General features: G+C 63.8%; 14 protein-coding genes. 7 read left to right on the top strand and 7 right to left on the bottom strand.

The window, feature by feature from the left end:
* Window positions 1-122 precede the first annotated feature (122 nt).
* From EAO27_RS06720 to EAO27_RS06705, 4 genes are all read left to right on the top strand, one after another.
* Window positions 123-2,945: a valine--tRNA ligase gene (locus EAO27_RS06720; protein ID WP_242778591.1), complete on the top strand. Its 2,823-nt coding sequence runs from the start codon at window positions 123-125 to the stop codon at window positions 2,943-2,945.
* A 17-nt stretch (window positions 2,946-2,962) separates the two neighbouring features.
* Entirely contained in the window at window positions 2,963-4,405 is a 1,443-nt protein-coding gene (locus EAO27_RS06715; RefSeq protein WP_242778588.1) for an MATE family efflux transporter, read from the top strand.
* 108 nt (window positions 4,406-4,513) lie between these two features.
* Window positions 4,514-5,686, top strand: a complete 1,173-nt coding sequence (locus tag EAO27_RS06710) for a histidine kinase (RefSeq protein WP_242778585.1) — start codon at window positions 4,514-4,516, stop codon at window positions 5,684-5,686.
* A 2-nt stretch (window positions 5,687-5,688) separates the two neighbouring features.
* Window positions 5,689-6,417 carry a response regulator transcription factor gene (locus EAO27_RS06705; RefSeq protein WP_242778581.1) on the top strand — a complete coding sequence of 243 codons (729 nt, stop codon included), beginning with the start codon at window positions 5,689-5,691 and terminating at the stop codon, window positions 6,415-6,417.
* 40 nt (window positions 6,418-6,457) lie between these two features.
* Here EAO27_RS06705 and EAO27_RS06700 read toward each other — a convergent pair whose 3' ends face one another.
* A complete protein-coding gene (locus EAO27_RS06700; protein WP_242778578.1) occupies window positions 6,458-6,802 on the bottom strand; it encodes a UrcA family protein in 345 nt (114 codons plus the stop codon).
* 236 nt (window positions 6,803-7,038) lie between these two features.
* Between EAO27_RS06700 and EAO27_RS06695 the strand changes: the two genes are divergently transcribed.
* Window positions 7,039-7,536, top strand: coding sequence for a hypothetical protein (locus tag EAO27_RS06695; protein ID WP_242778575.1), 498 nt, complete (start codon window positions 7,039-7,041; stop codon window positions 7,534-7,536).
* Between the two features lie 63 nt (window positions 7,537-7,599).
* Here the strand turns inward: EAO27_RS06695 and EAO27_RS06690 are convergent, their stop codons facing one another.
* On the bottom strand, window positions 7,600-7,971 hold the full coding sequence (locus tag EAO27_RS06690; RefSeq protein WP_242778572.1) for a hypothetical protein: 372 nt from the start codon (window positions 7,969-7,971) through the stop codon (window positions 7,600-7,602).
* 131 nt (window positions 7,972-8,102) lie between these two features.
* Between EAO27_RS06690 and EAO27_RS06685 the strand changes: the two genes are divergently transcribed.
* Window positions 8,103-9,641 carry a BCCT family transporter gene (locus tag EAO27_RS06685; RefSeq protein ID WP_242778569.1) on the top strand — a complete coding sequence of 513 codons (1,539 nt, stop codon included), beginning with the start codon at window positions 8,103-8,105 and terminating at the stop codon, window positions 9,639-9,641.
* 7 nt (window positions 9,642-9,648) lie between these two features.
* Here EAO27_RS06685 and EAO27_RS06680 read toward each other — a convergent pair whose 3' ends face one another.
* The gene (locus EAO27_RS06680; RefSeq protein ID WP_242778566.1) at window positions 9,649-11,733 is read right to left on the bottom strand and encodes a M13 family metallopeptidase; all 2,085 of its coding nucleotides are present in this window, start codon (window positions 11,731-11,733) and stop codon (window positions 9,649-9,651) included.
* Window positions 11,734-11,975: 242 nt separating this feature from the next.
* Here EAO27_RS06680 and uvrA point away from each other — a divergent pair, with 242 nt between their 5' ends.
* On the top strand, window positions 11,976-14,876 hold the full coding sequence (gene uvrA / locus EAO27_RS06675) for an excinuclease ABC subunit UvrA (protein WP_242778563.1): 2,901 nt from the start codon (window positions 11,976-11,978) through the stop codon (window positions 14,874-14,876).
* 33 nt (window positions 14,877-14,909) lie between these two features.
* Here uvrA and EAO27_RS06670 read toward each other — a convergent pair whose 3' ends face one another.
* The 4 genes from EAO27_RS06670 to EAO27_RS06660 all read right to left on the bottom strand — a co-directional run bounded on the left by EAO27_RS06670 (window position 14,910) and on the right by EAO27_RS06660 (window position 18,158).
* The gene (locus EAO27_RS06670; RefSeq protein ID WP_242778560.1) at window positions 14,910-15,458 is read right to left on the bottom strand and encodes a hypothetical protein; all 549 of its coding nucleotides are present in this window, start codon (window positions 15,456-15,458) and stop codon (window positions 14,910-14,912) included.
* A gap of 767 nt (window positions 15,459-16,225) precedes the next feature.
* Window positions 16,226-16,348, bottom strand: a complete 123-nt coding sequence (locus EAO27_RS20915; protein WP_278190133.1) for a hypothetical protein — start codon at window positions 16,346-16,348, stop codon at window positions 16,226-16,228.
* A gap of 6 nt (window positions 16,349-16,354) precedes the next feature.
* A complete protein-coding gene (locus EAO27_RS06665) occupies window positions 16,355-17,263 on the bottom strand; it encodes a retron St85 family RNA-directed DNA polymerase (RefSeq protein WP_242778557.1) in 909 nt (302 codons plus the stop codon).
* Window positions 17,253-18,158, bottom strand: a complete 906-nt coding sequence (locus EAO27_RS06660) for a retron St85 family effector protein (RefSeq protein ID WP_242778553.1) — start codon at window positions 18,156-18,158, stop codon at window positions 17,253-17,255. The genes EAO27_RS06665 and EAO27_RS06660 overlap by 11 nt, the downstream gene beginning before the upstream one ends.
* Window positions 18,159-18,380 lie beyond the last annotated feature (222 nt).

The raw sequence follows: 18,380 nt of genomic DNA, 5'->3' as shown, positions 1-18,380 counted from the left end.
GCATGCCAACCTTGCCTGACATGTCTGGACCCCGGCTTTCGCCGGGGAACATCTGAGATGGCGAGATGCGGGCAATCACCCCCTTGCCGCGCTGCACCATGGCTGGCAAAGCGCGGGCCATTATGCCGATGGAAAAAACATTCGATCCCGCCGCTATCGAGGCGAAATGGGCCCATGAGTGGGAGAGCCGCGGGCTGTTCCGCCCCGAGCGTCCCGACGCCACCCCATTCACGATCGTCAACCCGCCGCCCAACGTCACCGGCGCGCTGCACATCGGCCATGCGCTCGACAATACGTTGCAGGACGTGCTCGTCCGCTACGAGCGCCTGCGCGGCAAGGATGCCCTGTGGGTCGTCGGCATGGACCATGCCGGGATCGCGACGCAGATGGTCGTCGAGCGCCAGCTCGAAGCGCGGCAGGACAAGCGTACCAACTACAGCCGCGAGGATTTCGTCGACAAGGTCTGGCAGTGGAAGGCGGAAAGCGGCGGCCAGATCACCGGCCAGCTCCGCCGCCTCGGCTGCTCGATGGACTGGTCGCGCGAACAATTCACGATGGACCCGCATTTCACGCGTGCCGTGGTCAAGGTCTTCGTCGACCTGCACAAAAAGGGCCTGATCTACCGCGACAAAAGGCTCGTGAACTGGGATCCGAAGCTCAAGACCGCGATTTCGGACCTCGAGGTCGAGACGCACGAGGTCCAAGGCGGCTTCTGGCACTTCAAATATCCGCTCGCCGACGGCGTGACGCTCGACGCCAATAATCCTTTAGGGGCACGCGATTATATCGAGGTCGCGACGACGCGCCCCGAAACGATGCTCGCCGACATGGCAGTCGCGGTGCACCCCGACGACGCGCGTTACAAGAGCGTGATCGGCAAGGACATTCTCCAGCCGATCACCGGGCGCCGCTTCAAGGTCGTCGCCGACGAACATGCCGATCCCGAACTGGGGTCGGGCGCCGTGAAGATCACTCCCGGGCATGATTTCAACGACTTCGATGTCGGCAAGCGCGCGGGCTTCAAGCCCGGCGAGATGCTCAACATGCTCGACGGCGACGCGAACGTCATCCAGACCGCCGACGGGCTGATCCCCGCCGAATATCTCGGCCTCCACCGCTTCAGGCGCGACGGCATCGACGGCGCGCGCGAACTGGTCGTGCAGCGGATGAAGGAACAGGGTTTCCTGATCCCGCATGTCGTCAAGTCAAAGGACGGCGACGTCACCGAGCATGACGCCGAGCCGCGCACGATCCAGACGCCGTTCGGCGACCGCGGCGGCGTGGTGATCGAACCCTGGCTGACCGACCAATGGTATGTCGACGCCGAAACGCTCGCGCAGCCGCCGATGGCGGCGGTCCGCGACGGGCGCATCAATATCGTGCCGAAGACTTGGGAAAAGACCTTCTTCAACTGGATGGAGAATATCCAGCCCTGGTGCGTGTCGCGCCAGCTCTGGTGGGGGCACCGAATCCCGGCTTGGTATGCCGACGATGGCCGCATCTTCGTTGCCGAAACCGAAGAACAGGCGCAGGCCGAAGCAGGCGCGGACGTCACCCTGACGCGCGACGAGGACGTCCTCGACACCTGGTTTTCTTCCGCCCTCTGGCCCTTCGCCACGCTCGGCTGGCCCGAAAACACCGAACTGCTGAAGCGCCACTACCCCAACGACGTCCTCATTTCGGGCTTCGACATCCTTTTCTTCTGGGATGCGCGTATGGCGATGCAGGGGATGGAGTTCATGGGCGATGTGCCGTGGAAGACGCTCTATCTCCACGGCCTCGTCCGCGCGCCCGACGGCGCGAAGATGTCGAAGTCGAAGGGCAATGTCGTCGACCCGCTCGGGCTGATCGACCAGTACGGCGCCGACGCGCTGCGCTTCTTCATGGCGGCCATGGAAAGCCAGGGCCGCGACATCAAGATGGATGACGCGCGCCTCGCGGGCTATCGCAACTTCGCGACCAAGCTGTGGAACGCCGCGCGTTTCTGCGAAGCCAACGGCATTTCGGCCTCGACCAGCTTCGAAGCCCCCGCCGCGACGCTGCCGGTCAACCGCTGGATCATCGGCGAGGTCGCCGCGACCGTCGCCGCGATGGAAAGTGCCTTTGCCACCTACCGTTTCGACGAAGCCGCGAACGCGATCTACAGCTTCGCATGGGATCGCTTCTGCGACTGGTATCTCGAACTGATCAAGCCTGTGCTCAATCCGAGCACAGACCCCAATTTCGTTCGGGCTGAGCCTGTCGAAGCCCCGTCCTTGTCTTTGACCGAGAGTGAAGAAAAGGACGGCCCTTCGACAAGCTCAGGGCAAACGGAGGTTGAGGAAACCCGCGCCGTTGCCGGCTGGGTGCTCGACCAGATCCTCGTCATGCTCCACCCCTTCATGCCCTTCATCACCGAAGAGCTGTGGACCGGGCTCGGCGAGCGCGCAGACTATCCGCTGATCACCGCCAAATGGCCTGCGCCGAACGCCGAACGCGACATCGACGCCAGCGCCGACATCGACTGGCTGATCAAGCTCGTCAGCGAACTGCGCACCGCCAAGGCCGAACTCGGCCTGCCCCCGGGCGCGCGCCTGACCGCGCATTTCCCCGCGTCGCTCAAGAGCCGCACCGACAAGCTCGCGGCACAGCTCGATCGCCTCGCGCGCCTCGAGACGGTCAGCTTCGCCCCCGCCCCCGCGGGCGCTTCGGCGCAGCTCGTCGTCGAGGGCGAGACGATCACCGTCCCGCTCGAAGGTGTGATCGACATCGCCGCCGAGCGCGACCGCCTGACCAAGGCGCTTGCCGCTGCGGCGAAGGAGCGCGACGGTCTCGCCGGGCGCCTGAACAACCCGTCGTTCGTCGAGCGCGCCAAGCCCGAAGCGGTCGAAAAGGCGCGCGCCGACCATGCCGCCAAGGAGGCCGAAGCCGACCGCCTGACCGCCGCGCTCGCACGCCTGGGGTGAGCGACGCCGAGCCTGTCATGCCGACGCCCGTCGCGGCGGCGAGCGATCCGGCCGCGAGTCCGGTGCCCCCGCGCCAGACGGCGCGCGGCGGCGGGCGAATGGACCTGACCGATGGTCCGATCGCGAAGACGCTCATCCTCTTCGCGCTGCCGACGCTCGCCTCGAACATCCTCCAGACGCTGTCGGGTTCGGTCAATTCGATCTGGGTCGGGCAGTTTCTCGGCGAAAGCGCGCTCGCCGCGACGGCCAACGCCAACATCATCATGTTCCTGATGTTCGCGACCTTTTTCGGTTTCGGCATGGCCGCGACGGTGCTGATCGGCCAGGCGATCGGACGCGGCGACATCGACGCGGCGCGGCGCGCGAGCGGCGGCGCGATCGGGCTCGCCTTGCTCTTCTCGGTCGTCATCTCCCTCGTCGGCTGGTTCGCGTCCGACGCGATCCTGCGGCTGCTCGAAACCCCGCCCGAAGCCTTCGATTTCGCGCACGACTATCTGCGTGTGACCTTTGTCGCCGTGCCCGCCTCGATGCTGATGGTGACGTTGATGATGGCCTCGCGCGGCGCCGGCGACGCGGTGACGCCGCTGCGCTTCATGATCCTGTCGGTAGTGCTCGATATCGTGCTGAACCCGCTGCTCATCCTCGGCGTCGGTCCCTTTCCGCGGCTCGGCATCGCGGGCAGCGCGCTCGCGACCGCCATCGCCGGAACGATCAGCCTCGCGGGGATGATCGTCTGGTTCTACGCCAGGGATCATGTGCTGCGCCTGCGCGGCCGCGAGCTCGCCTACCTGCTCCCCGACTGGAACGAGCTGCGCTTCGTCATCGGCCGCGGCCTGCCGATGGGCGCCCAGATGCTCGTCATTTCGGGCGCCGGGCTGGTGATGGTAGGGCTCGTCAACCGCGAGGGGCTCGTCACCGCCGCCGCCTATGGCGCGACGCTGCAGCTGTGGAACTATATCCAGATGCCCGCGCTCGCCGTCGGCGCCGCGGTCAGCGCGATGGCGGCGCAGAATATCGGCGCCAACCGCTGGGACCGCGTGGCGGCGATCACCGGCGGCGGGATCAGGATCAACCTCGCGATGACCGGTGTCCTCATCGCGATCCTCCTCGCCTTCGATCACGCCGCGCTCGCGCTCTTCCTCGGCAGCGAAAGCCCGGCGATCGCGGTGTCGCGCCACATCCAGTATATCGCGACCTGGACCTTCCTGCCGTTCGGCACGACGATCGTCATCATCGGCACGCTGCGGGCCAACGGATCGGTGGTACCGCCGCTCGTCATCCTTTTCCTGTCGATGTTTCCGATCCGGTTCGGCATCTACTGGTTCGCCTATCCCTGGATCGGGGCCGACGCGATCTGGTGGAGCTTTCCGCTGTCCTCGCTGGCGTCGCTGGCGATGGCCTGGGCGGTCTATCGCCATGGCGGCTGGCGCAGCGCGATGCGATCGGCGCCGGGTGGCTGACCGGCGCCGTTCATCTGGGCTTCAGCTTTCGACCAACTCCCGGCGCCGTTCGACTGGCGTTCGCACGCCGACTCGCAAGCGGCACCGGACTGCGATAGGAGGACGGCAATGACCATGTCCGACCGCAAGCTGGCCCAGAGCGATCGCCGCGCCAGATTCCTCGCCGCCGCGCCCGACTGGCGCGCTTCCGACGCCCGCGTCAATCCGCGCGTGGCGATCGGTTCGATCATCGCGATGTGGCTGCTCTACTTCCTGATCACGACGGGTCTCGCTGTGCTGGCCGATGCGAGCGAGCAATGGGCCTATATCGGCCGCCGGGCGATCGTCGTCGTCGCCGGCATATTGTGTACCTTCGTGCTCTACCAGCTGCTCCAGCGCGTCCAGCCGCGGAGCTTCGGTGCCCGCCTCGCTGCGGCGATGGGTACCGCCGTGCCGCTGGTGATCGTCTATGCCACGATCAACATGTTCGTCTTCTTCTACTGGTTCCCCGCGCCCGATACCGAGAAGATCATCGCGGAGGTGCAGGCCAAATTCCCTGTCGCATGGGAAACCGTATTGGTCCTCGACAGTTCGATCCGCTGGTATTTCTTCTTCGCGGTGTGGGCCGCGCTCTATGTCGCCTTCGGCTATGCGAACGAGATGCGCGCGGTCGAACGCCGCGCGAACAATTACCGGATCGAGGCCCAGACCGCGCAGCTGCGGGCCCTCCATTACCAGGTCAATCCGCACTTCCTGTTCAACACGCTGAACTCGCTTTCGACGCTCGTCCTGCGCGGGTCGAAAGCCGAGGCGGAGACGATGATCATGAATCTCTCCTCCTTCCTGCGATCGAGCCTCGCGATCGACCCCGAACAGCTCGTCAGCCTCGACGAGGAAATCGCGCTCCAGCGCCTCTACCTCGACATCGAACAGGTCCGCTTCCCCGACCGGCTGAAGGTCGAGGTCACGATGCCGCAGGAACTGGAGCGCGCCTGCGTACCGGTGCTCATCCTGCAGCCGATCATAGAAAATGCGATCAAATATGGTGTCGCCCCCAGCCAGGGCACGATCGCGATCCGCCTGACCGCCAGCGCCGAATATGGCCTGCTGGTGCTCCGCATCGAGAATGACATCGATCCGAAGGCACCGGTGCCCGAGCCCGGCACCGGCCTCGGCCTCGGCAATGTTCGCGAACGGCTGCTGACGCGCTATGGACCGACCGCGGGCTGCGAATGGGGCAAGTCCGACGACGGCGGGTTCGTCGTCTCGCTGTGGTTGCCGCTCGCACAACTGGGGTGCTGACAATGCTGACGCTACGAACCTTGATCGTCGACGACGAACCGCTTGCGATCGAGCGGCTGCAGATCCTCGCGGGACAGCAGGAAGGCGTGTCGCTCGTCGGCACCGCGACCGATGGCGCATCGGCGCTGCGCATGGTCGATGCCCTCGCGCCCGACCTCGTGCTGTGCGACATCGCGATGCCGGGGCTCAACGGGCTCGATGTCGCCGCCGCGGTGGACAAGCTCGACAATCCGCCCGCCGTGATCTTCGTGACCGCCTTCGATCAATATGCCGTGGCTGCGTTCGACGTCGCCGCGGTCGACTATCTGCTCAAGCCGGTCTCGCCCGACCGGCTGGGCCGTGCGCTGGGGCGCGTGCGCGAATGGCGCGCGACCGATCGCGTCCGGACGCCAAAGAGCAAGTGGATCGGGGAATTCTGGGTCCAGAACCGCGGCGAGATGCTGCGCATCGACGCCGGGCAGGTCGACCTGATCGAGGCCGAACGCGACTATATGCGCCTGCACGTGGGCGGGCGCAGCTGGCTGATCCATCAGACGATCAAGTCGCTCGAAGCGCGGATGGATCCCGACCAGTTCATGCGCATCCACCGTTCGAAAATGGTGCGCCGCGACGGCATCGCCGGGTTGAAGCATCACGGCGACGGTGCGTGGAGCGTCGATCTGGGCGAAGGCGGCGTGCACCGCATCGGCCGCACCTACCTCCACGACGTCAAGGCGATCATGCAGAGCTGACCGCCTTGACCCTTTGTGGTTGAGCGCAGAGATCGACTTTTTAAGGTGCAGACACCACGATCTTGCCGCCACGGTCCGCAAGTGCAGTGCCATTGCCGTTCAGCAAGGATGCCAGCTTGACCTCAGCGTCGCGCGCCGCTGTCTTCGCACATTGTTGCGAATAGGCACGTTGACGGAGATCGGGCCGGAAACTGGGCCGCGTCTCGCAAACCGTCTGGATCGCATATTTGATCCGCGTGTTGAGCGTTGCGCGGCCTGTGGCACTCGCGAGGTTGAGATCATCGTATCGTACGACGACGCTCATCGTTTCCTGCGCGGCGGCAGGCATGGAAAGGCTGGTCAGGGCAAGCGGTGCCGCCAGCAGGGTCAGAACAAGTTTCGCCATGGGGGAGTCCTCTCTTCGGGGATGCGGGATACGAAGACCCGGACCGGGGAAGGCCGCGGCCTCCGCATCCCGCATTTGAAGGAATAGGCGCTCGCGCCGCGGCCCGCATTCGTCCTTCGACCGGACGGAACGAACGGTCGATTGGCCGGACCAAAGGCCTTCGGGTATCGACGAATGGCCGAAGGCCGCCACCCGAACCGCATGCAACTTTCGTCCCGAACGTGCGTTTCGCTCGCATGCGCGGCAAGGGGGTCCCTATCAGAAGCCTTGGCTGGATCGCGATCGCCGGGATCGGTGTGATCGGGGGCTGGGTGCTTGGCCAGTTCACCGTCGGCGAGAATCCGGCATCGGCGGACGGGAGTTCCTACGCGCAGCTCTCCGGCAATCCCGATGCGCTCGGCGTCGAGGTTGCGGCGGCAGAACCCTGCTTCGGGTGCGCTGACGGCTACGTAGCGCCCCCTCCCGCCAGAATCCGCGCGGCGCGGATGGACGATGCCTTCCGCGATCTGGGCACGGTTACCGTCGACGATCCGTCGATGCCGGATCAGGACTATGAATATGGCGGTCGTTTCGACGAACCCGCTGCGGCCCGCGACCTCAAGTTGCGGATACCGGTTCCCCTCACTGTCACGGACGACGCCGACACGGGAGCGGCGCGCCCCACCCCCGTTCCGGCGCTGCCTCCGCCTCCCGCGATCGAGGACGCCGAAGCCGAAAATCAACCGCTCGACTAGAACGTCCGTCTATCGGCGCCGACCTCGGGGTTCGTTCGTCCGGAGGGCCTCAGCCCCGCGCCGTCATGGCTGCGGCGGCGCGGCCGGTTGGGCGCAGCGCGCGACGTCGCCTGCCTTGCAGGCGGCGACATCGGCCTCCCATTTGGTCCGCTCTTCGGCAGCTTCCGCCGCAACGCGCGCCTTTTCCGCTTCATAGGCAGCGGTTTCCTGTTCGAAAGCCGCCTGTGCATCGGCCTGCTGCTTCGCCGCGGCAGCGACGCTCTGGTCATAGGCGGAGGTTTCGGCGTCAGCTTTGGCGCGCTGTTCGGCGTTGAGCCGCGCAGTGTTCGCGCGCTCTTCGGCCGTCGTGCCGTCGGGCTGCCGTTCGAAGGCTCCGGCCTGCGCCGCGGTGATCAACGCCAGGGCGCCGGCGGCGGCAAATAACATCCTGCTCATCGAAGCTCTCCTTCCAGGGGATGGTTTCCGTCCCACAAAACGCGCGCTCGCGCCAGCCGTTCCAAAGCGATTTGACCCGCTGCCTGCGTCCCTTATGCTGAGTGCTCGCCCGCCCGGAGCCTGCCGAAACCTTGACCATCGCCCCGCCCCGCCGCATCAACCGCCCGGTATTCCTGATACCGCTCGCCGTGCTCACGGCAGCGGTGCTGACCAGCTTGTGGCAACGCGAGGCATTCCTCGCCGCCGAGGTCGCGATCAACGACTGGGTGCTGACGTGGTTCGGTCCCGCCTTCGCCCTCGCGGGTGTCGCCTTCCTAGCGCTGCTCGCCGCGGTCGCCTTGTCACCGCTCGGCAGGACGATCATCGGCGGCCCCGAAGCGAAGCCGCTGCTCGGCCGCTGGCGCTGGTTCGCGGTGATGCTGTGCACGACCATCGCCACCGGAATCCTGTTCTGGGGCGCTGCCGAACCACTGTTCCACCTCAACGCCCCGCCCCCCATGCTCGGGCTGGAGCCCGGCAGCGACGGGGCGGCCGCCTTCGCGATGTCGACGATGTTCCTGCACTGGACGCTGACGCCCTACGGGATTTACACCGTCGCAGCGCTCGCCTTCGCGCTCGTCTATTACAACCGCCGCGAACCGTTCAGCCTGTCGTCGCTCTTCGTCCCGCTGATCGGTCCGCGCGCGCACGGCCCCGTCGGATCGGGCATCGACATCATCTGCCTCTATGCGCTCGTCGCCGGCATGGCGGCGTCGATGGGCGCAGGCATCCTGGCGCTCGCGGGCGGGATCGAGGGCCTTGGGGGTTTTGCGGGCGGCGCCGGGCTGCGCTGGGCGATCATGGCGCTGATCGTCGCGAGTTTCCTGATCTCCGCGGCCACCGGACTGCAAAAGGGTATCGCCGGGCTGTCGCTGCTCAACACCTGGATCTTCTTCGCGATCATCGTGTTCGTGCTGCTCGCCGGCCCGACGGCGCAGATGCTCGGCCTGTCACTGCGCGGCGGCGCCGACTATGCCGCCACCTTCGTGCCGCGCAACCTCGGGTTCGACGTCGACCGCGACTGGCACCGGCAATGGACGATCTTCAACTGGGCGAACTGGATGGCCTGGGCCCCGGTCACCGCGCTGTTCCTCGGGCGGCTCGCGGTCGGCTACAGCGTGCGCGCCTTCATCCTGTTCAACCTCGTCCTGCCCGCACTGTTCGGCGCGGTGTGGATGACGGCGATCGCGGGCGCGACGATCCTGATCGACCAGCAGAGCGGCGCCAGCCTCTATACGCTGCTCGTCGAACGGGGCCCCGACCCGGTGCTGTTCGGGCTGTTCCATGCGCTCGGCGGCGGGCCGGTGGTGACGGGGATCGTGCTCTTCACCATCTTCCTTTCCTACGTCGCGGGCGCCGACGCCAACGTCTCGGCAATGAGCGCGCTATCCACGCATGGCATTTCGCCCGAACGACCAGAGGCACCGCTGTGGGTGCAGGCGGTCTGGGGCGTGACGGTGGGCCTTGTCGCGATGGTGCTCGTCGCGGCGGCGGGGATCGACGGCATCCGCATGATGTCGGTGCTCGGCGGCTTTCCCGCGCTGTTCGTCATCGTCGGCGCGGCGCTGTCGCTTGCGGCGATGATGGTGCGGGGACGGCCGACGGCCGCCCCCGCACCATCATCGGGATAGCAGCCGTTTACCAGATCTTCGTCCGATCCTCGGGCTTCAGATAATATTTGGCGCCGGCATCAATCGCAAACGCCTGGTACCAGCTGTCGATGTTGCGCACCGGCCCAATGATGCGCCAGCGCGCCGGGCTGTGCGGGTCGCTCGCAACCTGCTGCTTCACCGCATCCTCGCGCTGCTTGGTGCGCCAGGCCTGCGCGAAAGCGAGGAAAAAGCGCTGGTCGCCGGTCAGCCCGTCGATCACCGGCGCCTCCTTGCCGCCCAGCGAGCGGTGATAGGCGTCATAGGCGACCTCGAGCCCCGCCAGATCGGCGATATTCTCGCCCATCGTCAGTTCGGGGTTGATGAACGCGCCCGGTGCGGCCTCATAGGTCGCATATTGCGCACCGAACGCCTTGGCCGCGGCGTCGAACTTCGCGGCATCCTCGGGTGTCCACCAGTCGCGCACCGCGCCATTGGCGTCGATCTTGCGCCCCTGGTCGTCGAAGCCATGGATGATCTCGTGACCGATGACGGCGCCGATGGCGCCGTAATTGACCGCATCGTCGACGCTCTCGCTGAAATAGGGCGCTTGCAGGATGCCTGCGGGAAAGACGATCTTGTTCTCGAGGCCGCCGTTGTAGGCGTTCACCTCTTGCGGGTTCATCGCCCATTTCTTGCGATCGACGGGCTTGTTCATATCCGCCAGCGCATAGGCATATTCGAACGCCGAGCTGCGTTTGACGTTGCCGTACAGGTCGGCGGGATCGATCTTGAGCGCGCCATAGTCGCGCCACTTGTCGGGATAGCCGACCATCACGTCCATCTTGCCGAGCTTTGCGAGCGCGGCTTCCTTGGTCGCGGGCGCCATCCAGCTGTTGGCGCGGATGCGGTCGCCCATCGCGAGCTTCAGATTGGCAACCAGCGCCTCCATCTTCGCCTTGGCGCTCGCGGGGAAATATTGCTTCGCATAGGTTTCCCCGACCAGTTCGCCGAGGCTGTCGTCGACCAGCGTCAGTCCGCGCTTCCAGCGCGGACGAAGTTCGCCGACGCCGCTCAGCACCTTGGTATAGTCGAAACGGCTGTCGACGAAGGCCTTCGACAGATAGGGCGCGGCGCCGTTGGCGACGTGGAACTGCTGCCACAGCTTGATCGTGTCGAGCGGTGCCCTGGCATAGAGTGCGACGATGTCACGGATGGCCGTATTCTCATTGACAATGATCCGCTTCTGCGGCGCGATGCCCGCGCCCGCAAACCATGCCGTCCAGTCGAGCCCCGGCGCATAGGCGGCGAGCTCGGCCGACGACATCGGGTTGTTGATCTTTCCGATATCGCGGCGGTCGGCGATCGCCCAGCTGACCTTCGCGATTTCGGTCTCGAACGCGAGCACCGCGTCGGCGGCCTTTTCGGGGTCGGGGTTGCCGACCATCTTCAGCGTGCGCGCGACATAGGCGCGATAGGCGTCGCGCTGCGGCTTGAAATCGTCGGAGAGATAATATTCGCGTTCGGGCATGCCGAGCCCGCCCTGTCCCAGCCACAGCACGTTGACCGTCGGATCATCGGTGTCGGCATAGGGGCCGCCGCCGACGATCGAGGCGCCGAACGTGCCCTGCGACTGGCCCATGAAGCGCGCCATGGCGCTCTTGTCGCCGATCGCCGCGACCGCCGCGATGTCGGCCATCAGCGGCTTGGCGCCGAGCACCTCGGCGCGCGCCTCGTCCATGAAGCTCTGGAACAGCCCGCCGACCTGGCTCGTCGCGGCAGCACCGGTGACGAGTTGGCGCAGCTGGCGCTGGGTGAGGTTGTAGACGTCGTAATCGACCCCCGCCGAAGCCTGATCCGACGGAATTTCGGTGCGCGCGGACCAGCCGCCGTTGGCGAAGCGGTCGAAATCGTCGCCCGGCTTGACGCTCGTGTCGCGCGCCGTCAGGTCGACGCCCCATTTGCCGAAGGTCAGCGCCGTCAGTGACGCGTCATCGCCGCCCTTTGCACCCGGCGCATCGCCGGTTTCGGCACCATGGGCCGCGGTCGGCACCGCATCCTTCGCCAGCGCGGGCCCTGCCACAAACGCCGCCGCCATCGCGAGGCCCGCGGCCCCGGTCAAAAGTCTCTTCATTTCCCCAGCTCCTTATCGTGCGCCATCCCGTTCCCGTCGGGCGGCGGACATGGGGCGGTTGTCCGCCCGGCGGCGGTGCTGGTCAAGCGAGCCGCCCGACATTGGTCGAAGCCTTTGGGGAGTTGGTGGAAAGCCCGGATCGGGCTGCGGCGTTGCGGGTCACACCTGCGCTTCCTATCTAGACCGTCGCCGGTCGCAAACGCCCTTGCGCCCCAAGAACAAATCTGGAACACACCCCTCCCATGAGTCTCACCCACATCTCCGTGCGCGGCGCGCGCGAGCATAATCTGAAGGGCATCGACGTCGACCTGCCGCGCGATGCGCTCGTCGTCATCACCGGTCTCAGCGGCAGCGGCAAGTCGAGCCTCGCCTTCGACACCATCTATGCCGAGGGGCAGCGGCGCTATGTGGAGTCGCTCTCCGCTTACGCGCGCCAGTTCCTCGAGATGATGCAGAAGCCCGACGTCGAGCATATCGACGGGCTGTCGCCGGCGATCAGCATCGAGCAGAAGACGACGAGCCGCAACCCGCGCTCGACCGTCGCGACGGTCACTGAGATCTACGACTATATGCGCCTCTTGTGGGCGCGCGTCGGCATTCCTTACTCTCCCGCCACCGGCGAGCCGATCAGCGCGCAGACGGTCAGCCAGATGGTCGACCGCGTGATGGAATTGCCCGAGGGCACGCGCGCCTATCTGCTCGCTCCCGTCGTGCGCGGGCGCAAGGGCGAGTATAAGAAGGAACTCGCGCAGTGGCAGAAGGACGGCTTCACGCGCGTCCGCATCGACGGCGAATTTTACGAGATCGGCGACGCGCCGACGCTCGACAAGAAATACAAGCATGACATCGAGGTCGTCGTCGACCGTATCGCGGTGCGTGAGGGTCTCGAAACACGGCTCGCCGACAGCTTCGAGACCGCGCTGAAGCTCGCCGAGGGGCTCGCCTATGTCGACCTCGCCGACGGCCCCGTGCCGGGGCGCGAGGAGGAGGACACCGGCGGCGCGATGAAGGGCGCGGGCATCCCTGCGAACCGGCTGATCTTCTCCGAAAAATTCGCCTGCCCCGTGTCGGGCTTCACGATCGCCGAGATCGAACCGCGGCTGTTCAGTTTCAACGCGCCGCAGGGCGCGTGCCCCGCGTGCGACGGGCTCGGCGAGCGGCAGGAGTTCGACCCCGACCTCGTCGTCCCCAACCATGCGCTGAGCCTGAAAAAGGGCGCGGTGGTGCCGTGGGCGAAATCGAACCCGCCCTCGCCTTACTATATGCAGGTGCTCGAAAGCCTCGGCAAAGCCTATGGTTTCGACATGACCACGCCGTGGCAGGACCTGCCCGGCGAGGTGCAGCTGATCATCCTCTACGGCACCGGCGGCAAGCCCGTCGAACTGACCTTCAAGGACGGCAAGCGCAGCTACACGACGATGAAGGCATTCGAGGGCGTGATCGGCAACTTGGGCCGCCGGATGCTGCAGACCGAGAGCGCGTGGATGCGCGAGGAGCTGTCGAAATACCAGACGCCGCAGCCGTGCGAGACGTGCCACGGCGCGCGGCTGCGCCCCGAACCGCTCGCGGTCAAGATCGCGGGCGAGAACATCAGCATGTCGGCGCAGCGCAGCGTCGCCGACGCGCTCCGCTGGTTCGCCGGCCTCGACGAAAAGCTCAACGACACGCAGCGCCAGATCGCCAAGGCGATCCTGAAAGAGATCAACGAGCGGCTCGGCTTTCTCAACAATGTCGGACTCGACTACCTCAACCTCAACCGCACCAGCGGCACACTCAGCGGTGGCGAGAGCCAGCGCATTCGCCTCGCCAGCCAGATCGGCAGCGGGCTGTCGGGGGTGCTCTACGTCCTCGACGAACCGAGCATCGGGCTCCACCAGCGCGACAACGACCGGCTGCTCGCGACGCTGAAGCGGCTCCGCGACCTCGGCAACACGGTGATCGTCGTCGAGCATGACGAGGATGCGATCCGCCACGCCGACTATGTCGTCGACATGGGCCCCGGCGCGGGGCTGCACGGCGGCGAGATCGTCGCGCAGGGCACGCTCGACGAGGTGCTCGCGAACAAGAAGAGCCTGACCGCGGCGTACCTCACCGGTGCGAAGCGGATCGAGGTGCCGGGGCACCGGCGCAAGGGCAATGGCTTCGACCTCGTGCTCAAGGGCGCGCGCGCGAACAACCTCAACAATGTCACCGCGACGATCCCGCTCGGCACCTTCACCTGCGTCACCGGCCTGTCGGGATCGGGCAAGTCGAGCCTGATCATCGATACGCTCTACGCCAGCGCGGCGCGCGTGCTCAACGGCGCGCGGATGGTCGCGGGGCCGCACGACAGCCTGTCGGGGCTCGAACATTGCGACAAGGTCATTGACATCGACCAGTCGCCGATCGGCCGCACCCCGCGCTCGAACCCCGCGACCTACACCGGCGCCTTCACGATCATCCGCGACTGGTTCGCGGGGCTGCCCGAAAGCCAGGCGCGCGGGTACAAGCCCGGGCGCTTCAGCTTCAACGTCAAGGGCGGGCGCTGCGAGACCTGCACCGGCGACGGGCTGATCAAGATCGAGATGCACTTCCTGCCCGACGTCTATGTGACGTGCGAGACGTGCCACGGCAAACGCTACAACCGCGAGACGCTCGAGGTGAAGTTCAAGGGGCACAGCATCGCCGACGTGCTCGACATGACGGTCGAGGACGCCGCGGACTTCTTCAAGGCGGTGCCCGCGATCCGCGACAAGATGGCGATGCTCGTCCGCGTGGGGCTCGGCTATATCAAGGTCGGGCAGCAGGCGACGACGCTGTCGGGGGGCGAGGCGCAGCGGGTGAAGCTCGCCAAGGAACTCAGCCGCCGCTCGACCGGACAGACGCTCTACATCCTCGACGAGCCGACCACCGGCCTCCATTTCGAGGATGTCAGGAAGCTGCTCGAAGTGCTCCAGGCGCTCGTCGACCAGGGCAACAGCGTCGTGGTGATCGAGCATAATCTGGATGTCATCAAGACCGCCGATTACATCCTCGACCTCGGCCCCGAAGGCGGGGTCAAGGGCGGCGAGATCGTCGCCGCGGGGACGCCCGAAGAGGTGGTCAAGGAAAAGCGCAGCTTCACCGGGCAATATCTGGCACCGCTGCTGGCGGCAGTGAAATAGGCCCTTCCCCCTCCCGCCCGCGGGAGGGAGTCATCAATGCCACACCGCCGACAGCGGATAGAGCGCGATCAGCCACAGCAGGCAGGCGACGGCCACGCGCCGGTCCTTCGTCGCGATCGCCAGCGCGGCGACGGGGAAGAAGCTCCAGGTCACCACCGCGCGGCGCAGGGTCAGTTCCGGCATGCCGTCGAGCGCGAGGACCGTCGCCACCAGCGCGGCGTTGCACAGCAGCAGCGCGCCGATCACCTTGCGGCGATGCTTGTCGAAATGCGCGGTGAGGTCGGTCCATTCCTCGGGATCGTCGGGGAAGACCAGCGATGCCGCGACATAATAGGTCGCGGTGACGAGGAAGCCGCCGAACAGCACGGGCCAGCTGATCGGGATCAGGTCGCGCACCGCCCAGCCGTACATCCAGAAGGTCACGACGTCGCACGACACGAACAGGCCGAGCAGCGCGGTCGGCCAGCCGATGCGGACGCGGTGGCTGGCCTTGAGCGCGCGCGCCAGCCCGCCCAGCCCCTCGGCGAGCGCGAGGCCGAGGATCAGCCCGAACAGCGAAAAGACGAATTCGAACCCGCTCATACGCCCCCGCGATTCGCACGGCCGCCAGCCGCCCCGTGGACGCGCATCGACAGTCGAAAGGTCACAAAGGTCACGCCACGTACCCCTTCCATGGCGCCCCTCGCGATCCGCCGCCCGCGCATGCGCGGCGCCAGTCCGCCCCGGGGCGGCCGCCCGTTCGTCGATGAAATGCCCCAGCCACGCGCAACGCTGGCACAGCGACATAATGTAGGAAAGCGTTTTTGGGGCCGCGCGTCCCTATTTCGTCACCACGGCTCCCGCGACCCCGGCGGGAACGGGCATGGTCCCTCCGGCCCCGCTCGAGGAGGCCGGGATGGTTCGGGAAAGGTCTATCTCACGCGAAGCTTGTCCTGCGCGCCTGCCGAGGCCGTCGAAGGGGCGCAAAGGCGGGAAGAAGGACGAAAAAGGGATGTCTCACCCGAAGCCTGTCCTGCGCGCCTGCAAGGCAGTCGAAGGGACACGAAGGCACGAAGTGCCTCCACAACCCCGTTTGTGCCGAGCTTGTCGAAGCACCTCTTCCTTGCATGGCGAAGGAAAAGAGCGACCCTCCGACAAGCTCAGGGCGAACGGAAGCGGGTGATCTTTGTGCCTTCGTGTCTTTGTGCGACTCCCTGTCCGCGAGCGGCCCGGCGCGCCACGCGACACCGCGAACCACCATCATCGCGTCTTTGCGTGAGATGATCTTCCCAAGCTCCCATCAGCTTCGCGGTGATATCCTCAACGGCATGGATGCGGATCGCGGGTGGCTGCGGCGACAGCGCACCCCATCATCCCGGACTTGATCCGGGGTCGGCGCCGAGCGCGATCATGCGCTCGCGATGCGCGGGGGTAAGGATGACGTGGCCGATGATGAGGCTCATATTCTCGTTCTCGCCACGTCTGGATGCCATACATGGCTATCCTATTAGCCTGCCCATGACTTTCTTCCCGTATTTTTTTTCGAGACTTAGAAAAAAAACATTGTCGGCATCACAGGCAAAAGAAACCATACCCTTCAAGTACATCTCTTTTTCATCATCCAATTTACCATAAATATAAGAGTTAATTAATGATTTAATTTCTTTTTTTCTTGGCCTCCCAATCGAAATTTTCCGATCTGAAGTGATAACAATACCAGTTATTGTCCTCCTGTATTTTCTAGAAAGAAATTTAGTCTTATTGTGATTGATTGAAAGATTGGCATAAGGAAATTTATTAGCCGCAGAGCATAGGAAATCATAAGCCTGCGCCAGATTCCCCGGATTATGGGACGATACAAAAATATCATCTGCATATCTAGTGTATACAAGACCTGAAGCATCACAAAAAAGCGATACCTCTTCGTCGAATGAATACATCATCGCATTTGTAATAAAAGGAGATGATGGAGAGCCTATTGTCAATCTCCCATTTCGAGTGATAATATCAGTAATGAATTTTAAGTCCACCTTGTCGAATTTTTTCCCTCCATTCGGTTGGTCTGAAATGAATTTCTCAATTCCCTTTGCCTGGAATGAAGGAAAGAAGTCTTTGAAATCTACTCGCAGCGTAAAGTTTGTTTCCGCATGCCTCAGCGCGTTTAATCTAATGCTAGCCCCTCGCTGATATGCAGTCGCCGCGTCATGCACTTTCCAAGATTTGATAACCCTAGAATTTAGCCAACGCTGAATCCCCTTCAAGGGTTTCGCAGGATGAGCAATTTGGCGCTCCGATCCATCACGCTTCTTAATCCGGAATACGAAATATCTTTTCGACGCTGAAGCTGCAAAGGCAATCAAGCGCTCACGCTGCAATCCAGTTTCTGCGCAAAGCCAATCAATGAGCATTTGCGCGCTCCATCAAAAGCTCCGCAAATTCCGGCTCGCCATTCATCAATATGTCGGAAATCTCGAGCCTTAGCTCCAATTCCTTCGCCGCATGCCCTTTTCGCATTTCGACAAAAGAACTGTCCTTCGCGTTCGCGATATAATGGCCAAATTCCCCGATCGGGCGAAGGTAGCCCGCGCCAACTAGGATTGATGCGATATCTCGCGCCCGCTTGCGCGGAGGATGGCCTTTCGTAATAGCCTGCAAAACAAAAAGCATGTCGTCGCAGGTAGATATATTGAGAATATCAAATATCTTGTATACGAGACAAAAAAGATCGTAAGGATCTTCCAGATCTTCCACATCTAGAAGTTTTCTAGTTTTCGATGTTCCTATTCTGTTAATTCTATCAGATATTAAAGAAAAATCTGGATCACTGTAGTTAATTTGAATGTTTGGTGAGTACTTTGATGTTTTTTCATAATTTCTTGCTGGCCCCATCATTATGAAGCTATCATTTCTCTGGCGATCAGCATCCAGTACCAAAATGACTTTCTCTGCCAGTTTTTCTATATTCGAGAAATAACCGGTTTCCGCAAAAGAACCGGGCGCCTCAGGAAATATTACTATCGCGTGAGACAAATCCCCTATTAGAGTTTCAAACTCACCAAGGTCTAGCTGCCTTCCACCCATGTCGGAAAAATAATTCTCCATAGCAAACTCTGGCTGAAATATTTGAAATTCAGTCAAATTATATTCTGAGAATGATTTGAACTGTGGCCGTAAATCTGTCTGCGCATTGCCGCCACAAACGAAAATGAGGTTCCCCGCTCTACGGACCATCAAGCCTTCCCGGAGCAACGCGAACATCCGCTTCCGAAGCTCAACGGAAGAACTCAGAAGCGGATGTCGCATTCAAACCCCTTACTTGAGCGCGCCGATTTCGGAATCCGAAGTCGGCGCCGAGGCGACTGAGCCCGGGGTCGACTTCGGATTCCGAAATCGGCGCCCATTGTCGCGCAATTTAATTCAGCCTGGCTAAACACCCGGCGTAGAGTTGGCCTTCTATTAGGCTTCACCCAGCTAAGAGGCGAAGCCATTCTAAATGATCAACAGAGGAGGTGCAAGATGTGGGGC

The organism is Sphingopyxis sp. YF1 (genome assembly GCF_022701295.1).
Taxonomy (GTDB): domain Bacteria; phylum Pseudomonadota; class Alphaproteobacteria; order Sphingomonadales; family Sphingomonadaceae; genus Sphingopyxis.
The sequence above is the reverse complement of the archived record's forward strand: the minus strand, read 5'-3'. Positions and strand labels throughout refer to the sequence as shown.

Excerpts from the sequence above, each read along its gene's own strand:
- EAO27_RS06720 (WP_242778591.1), top strand. The coding sequence starts at position 123 with ATGCCGATGGAAAAAACATTCGATCCCGCCGCTATCGAGGCGAAATGG.
- EAO27_RS06715 (WP_242778588.1), top strand. The coding sequence starts at position 2,963 with ATGCCGACGCCCGTCGCGGCGGCGAGCGATCCGGCCGCGAGTCCGGTG.
- EAO27_RS06710 (WP_242778585.1), top strand. The coding sequence starts at position 4,514 with ATGACCATGTCCGACCGCAAGCTGGCCCAGAGCGATCGCCGCGCCAGA.
- EAO27_RS06705 (WP_242778581.1), top strand. The coding sequence starts at position 5,689 with ATGCTGACGCTACGAACCTTGATCGTCGACGACGAACCGCTTGCGATC.
- EAO27_RS06700 (WP_242778578.1), bottom strand. The coding sequence starts at position 6,802 with ATGGCGAAACTTGTTCTGACCCTGCTGGCGGCACCGCTTGCCCTGACC.
- EAO27_RS06695 (WP_242778575.1), top strand. The coding sequence starts at position 7,039 with ATGCGCGGCAAGGGGGTCCCTATCAGAAGCCTTGGCTGGATCGCGATC.
- EAO27_RS06690 (WP_242778572.1), bottom strand. The coding sequence starts at position 7,971 with ATGAGCAGGATGTTATTTGCCGCCGCCGGCGCCCTGGCGTTGATCACC.
- EAO27_RS06680 (WP_242778566.1), bottom strand. The coding sequence starts at position 11,733 with ATGAAGAGACTTTTGACCGGGGCCGCGGGCCTCGCGATGGCGGCGGCG.
- uvrA (WP_242778563.1), top strand. The coding sequence starts at position 11,976 with ATGAGTCTCACCCACATCTCCGTGCGCGGCGCGCGCGAGCATAATCTG.
- EAO27_RS06670 (WP_242778560.1), bottom strand. The coding sequence starts at position 15,458 with ATGAGCGGGTTCGAATTCGTCTTTTCGCTGTTCGGGCTGATCCTCGGC.
- EAO27_RS20915 (WP_278190133.1), bottom strand. The coding sequence starts at position 16,348 with ATGGCATCCAGACGTGGCGAGAACGAGAATATGAGCCTCATCATCGGC.
- EAO27_RS06665 (WP_242778557.1), bottom strand. The coding sequence starts at position 17,263 with ATGCTCATTGATTGGCTTTGCGCAGAAACTGGATTGCAGCGTGAGCGC.
- EAO27_RS06660 (WP_242778553.1), bottom strand. The coding sequence starts at position 18,158 with ATGCGACATCCGCTTCTGAGTTCTTCCGTTGAGCTTCGGAAGCGGATG.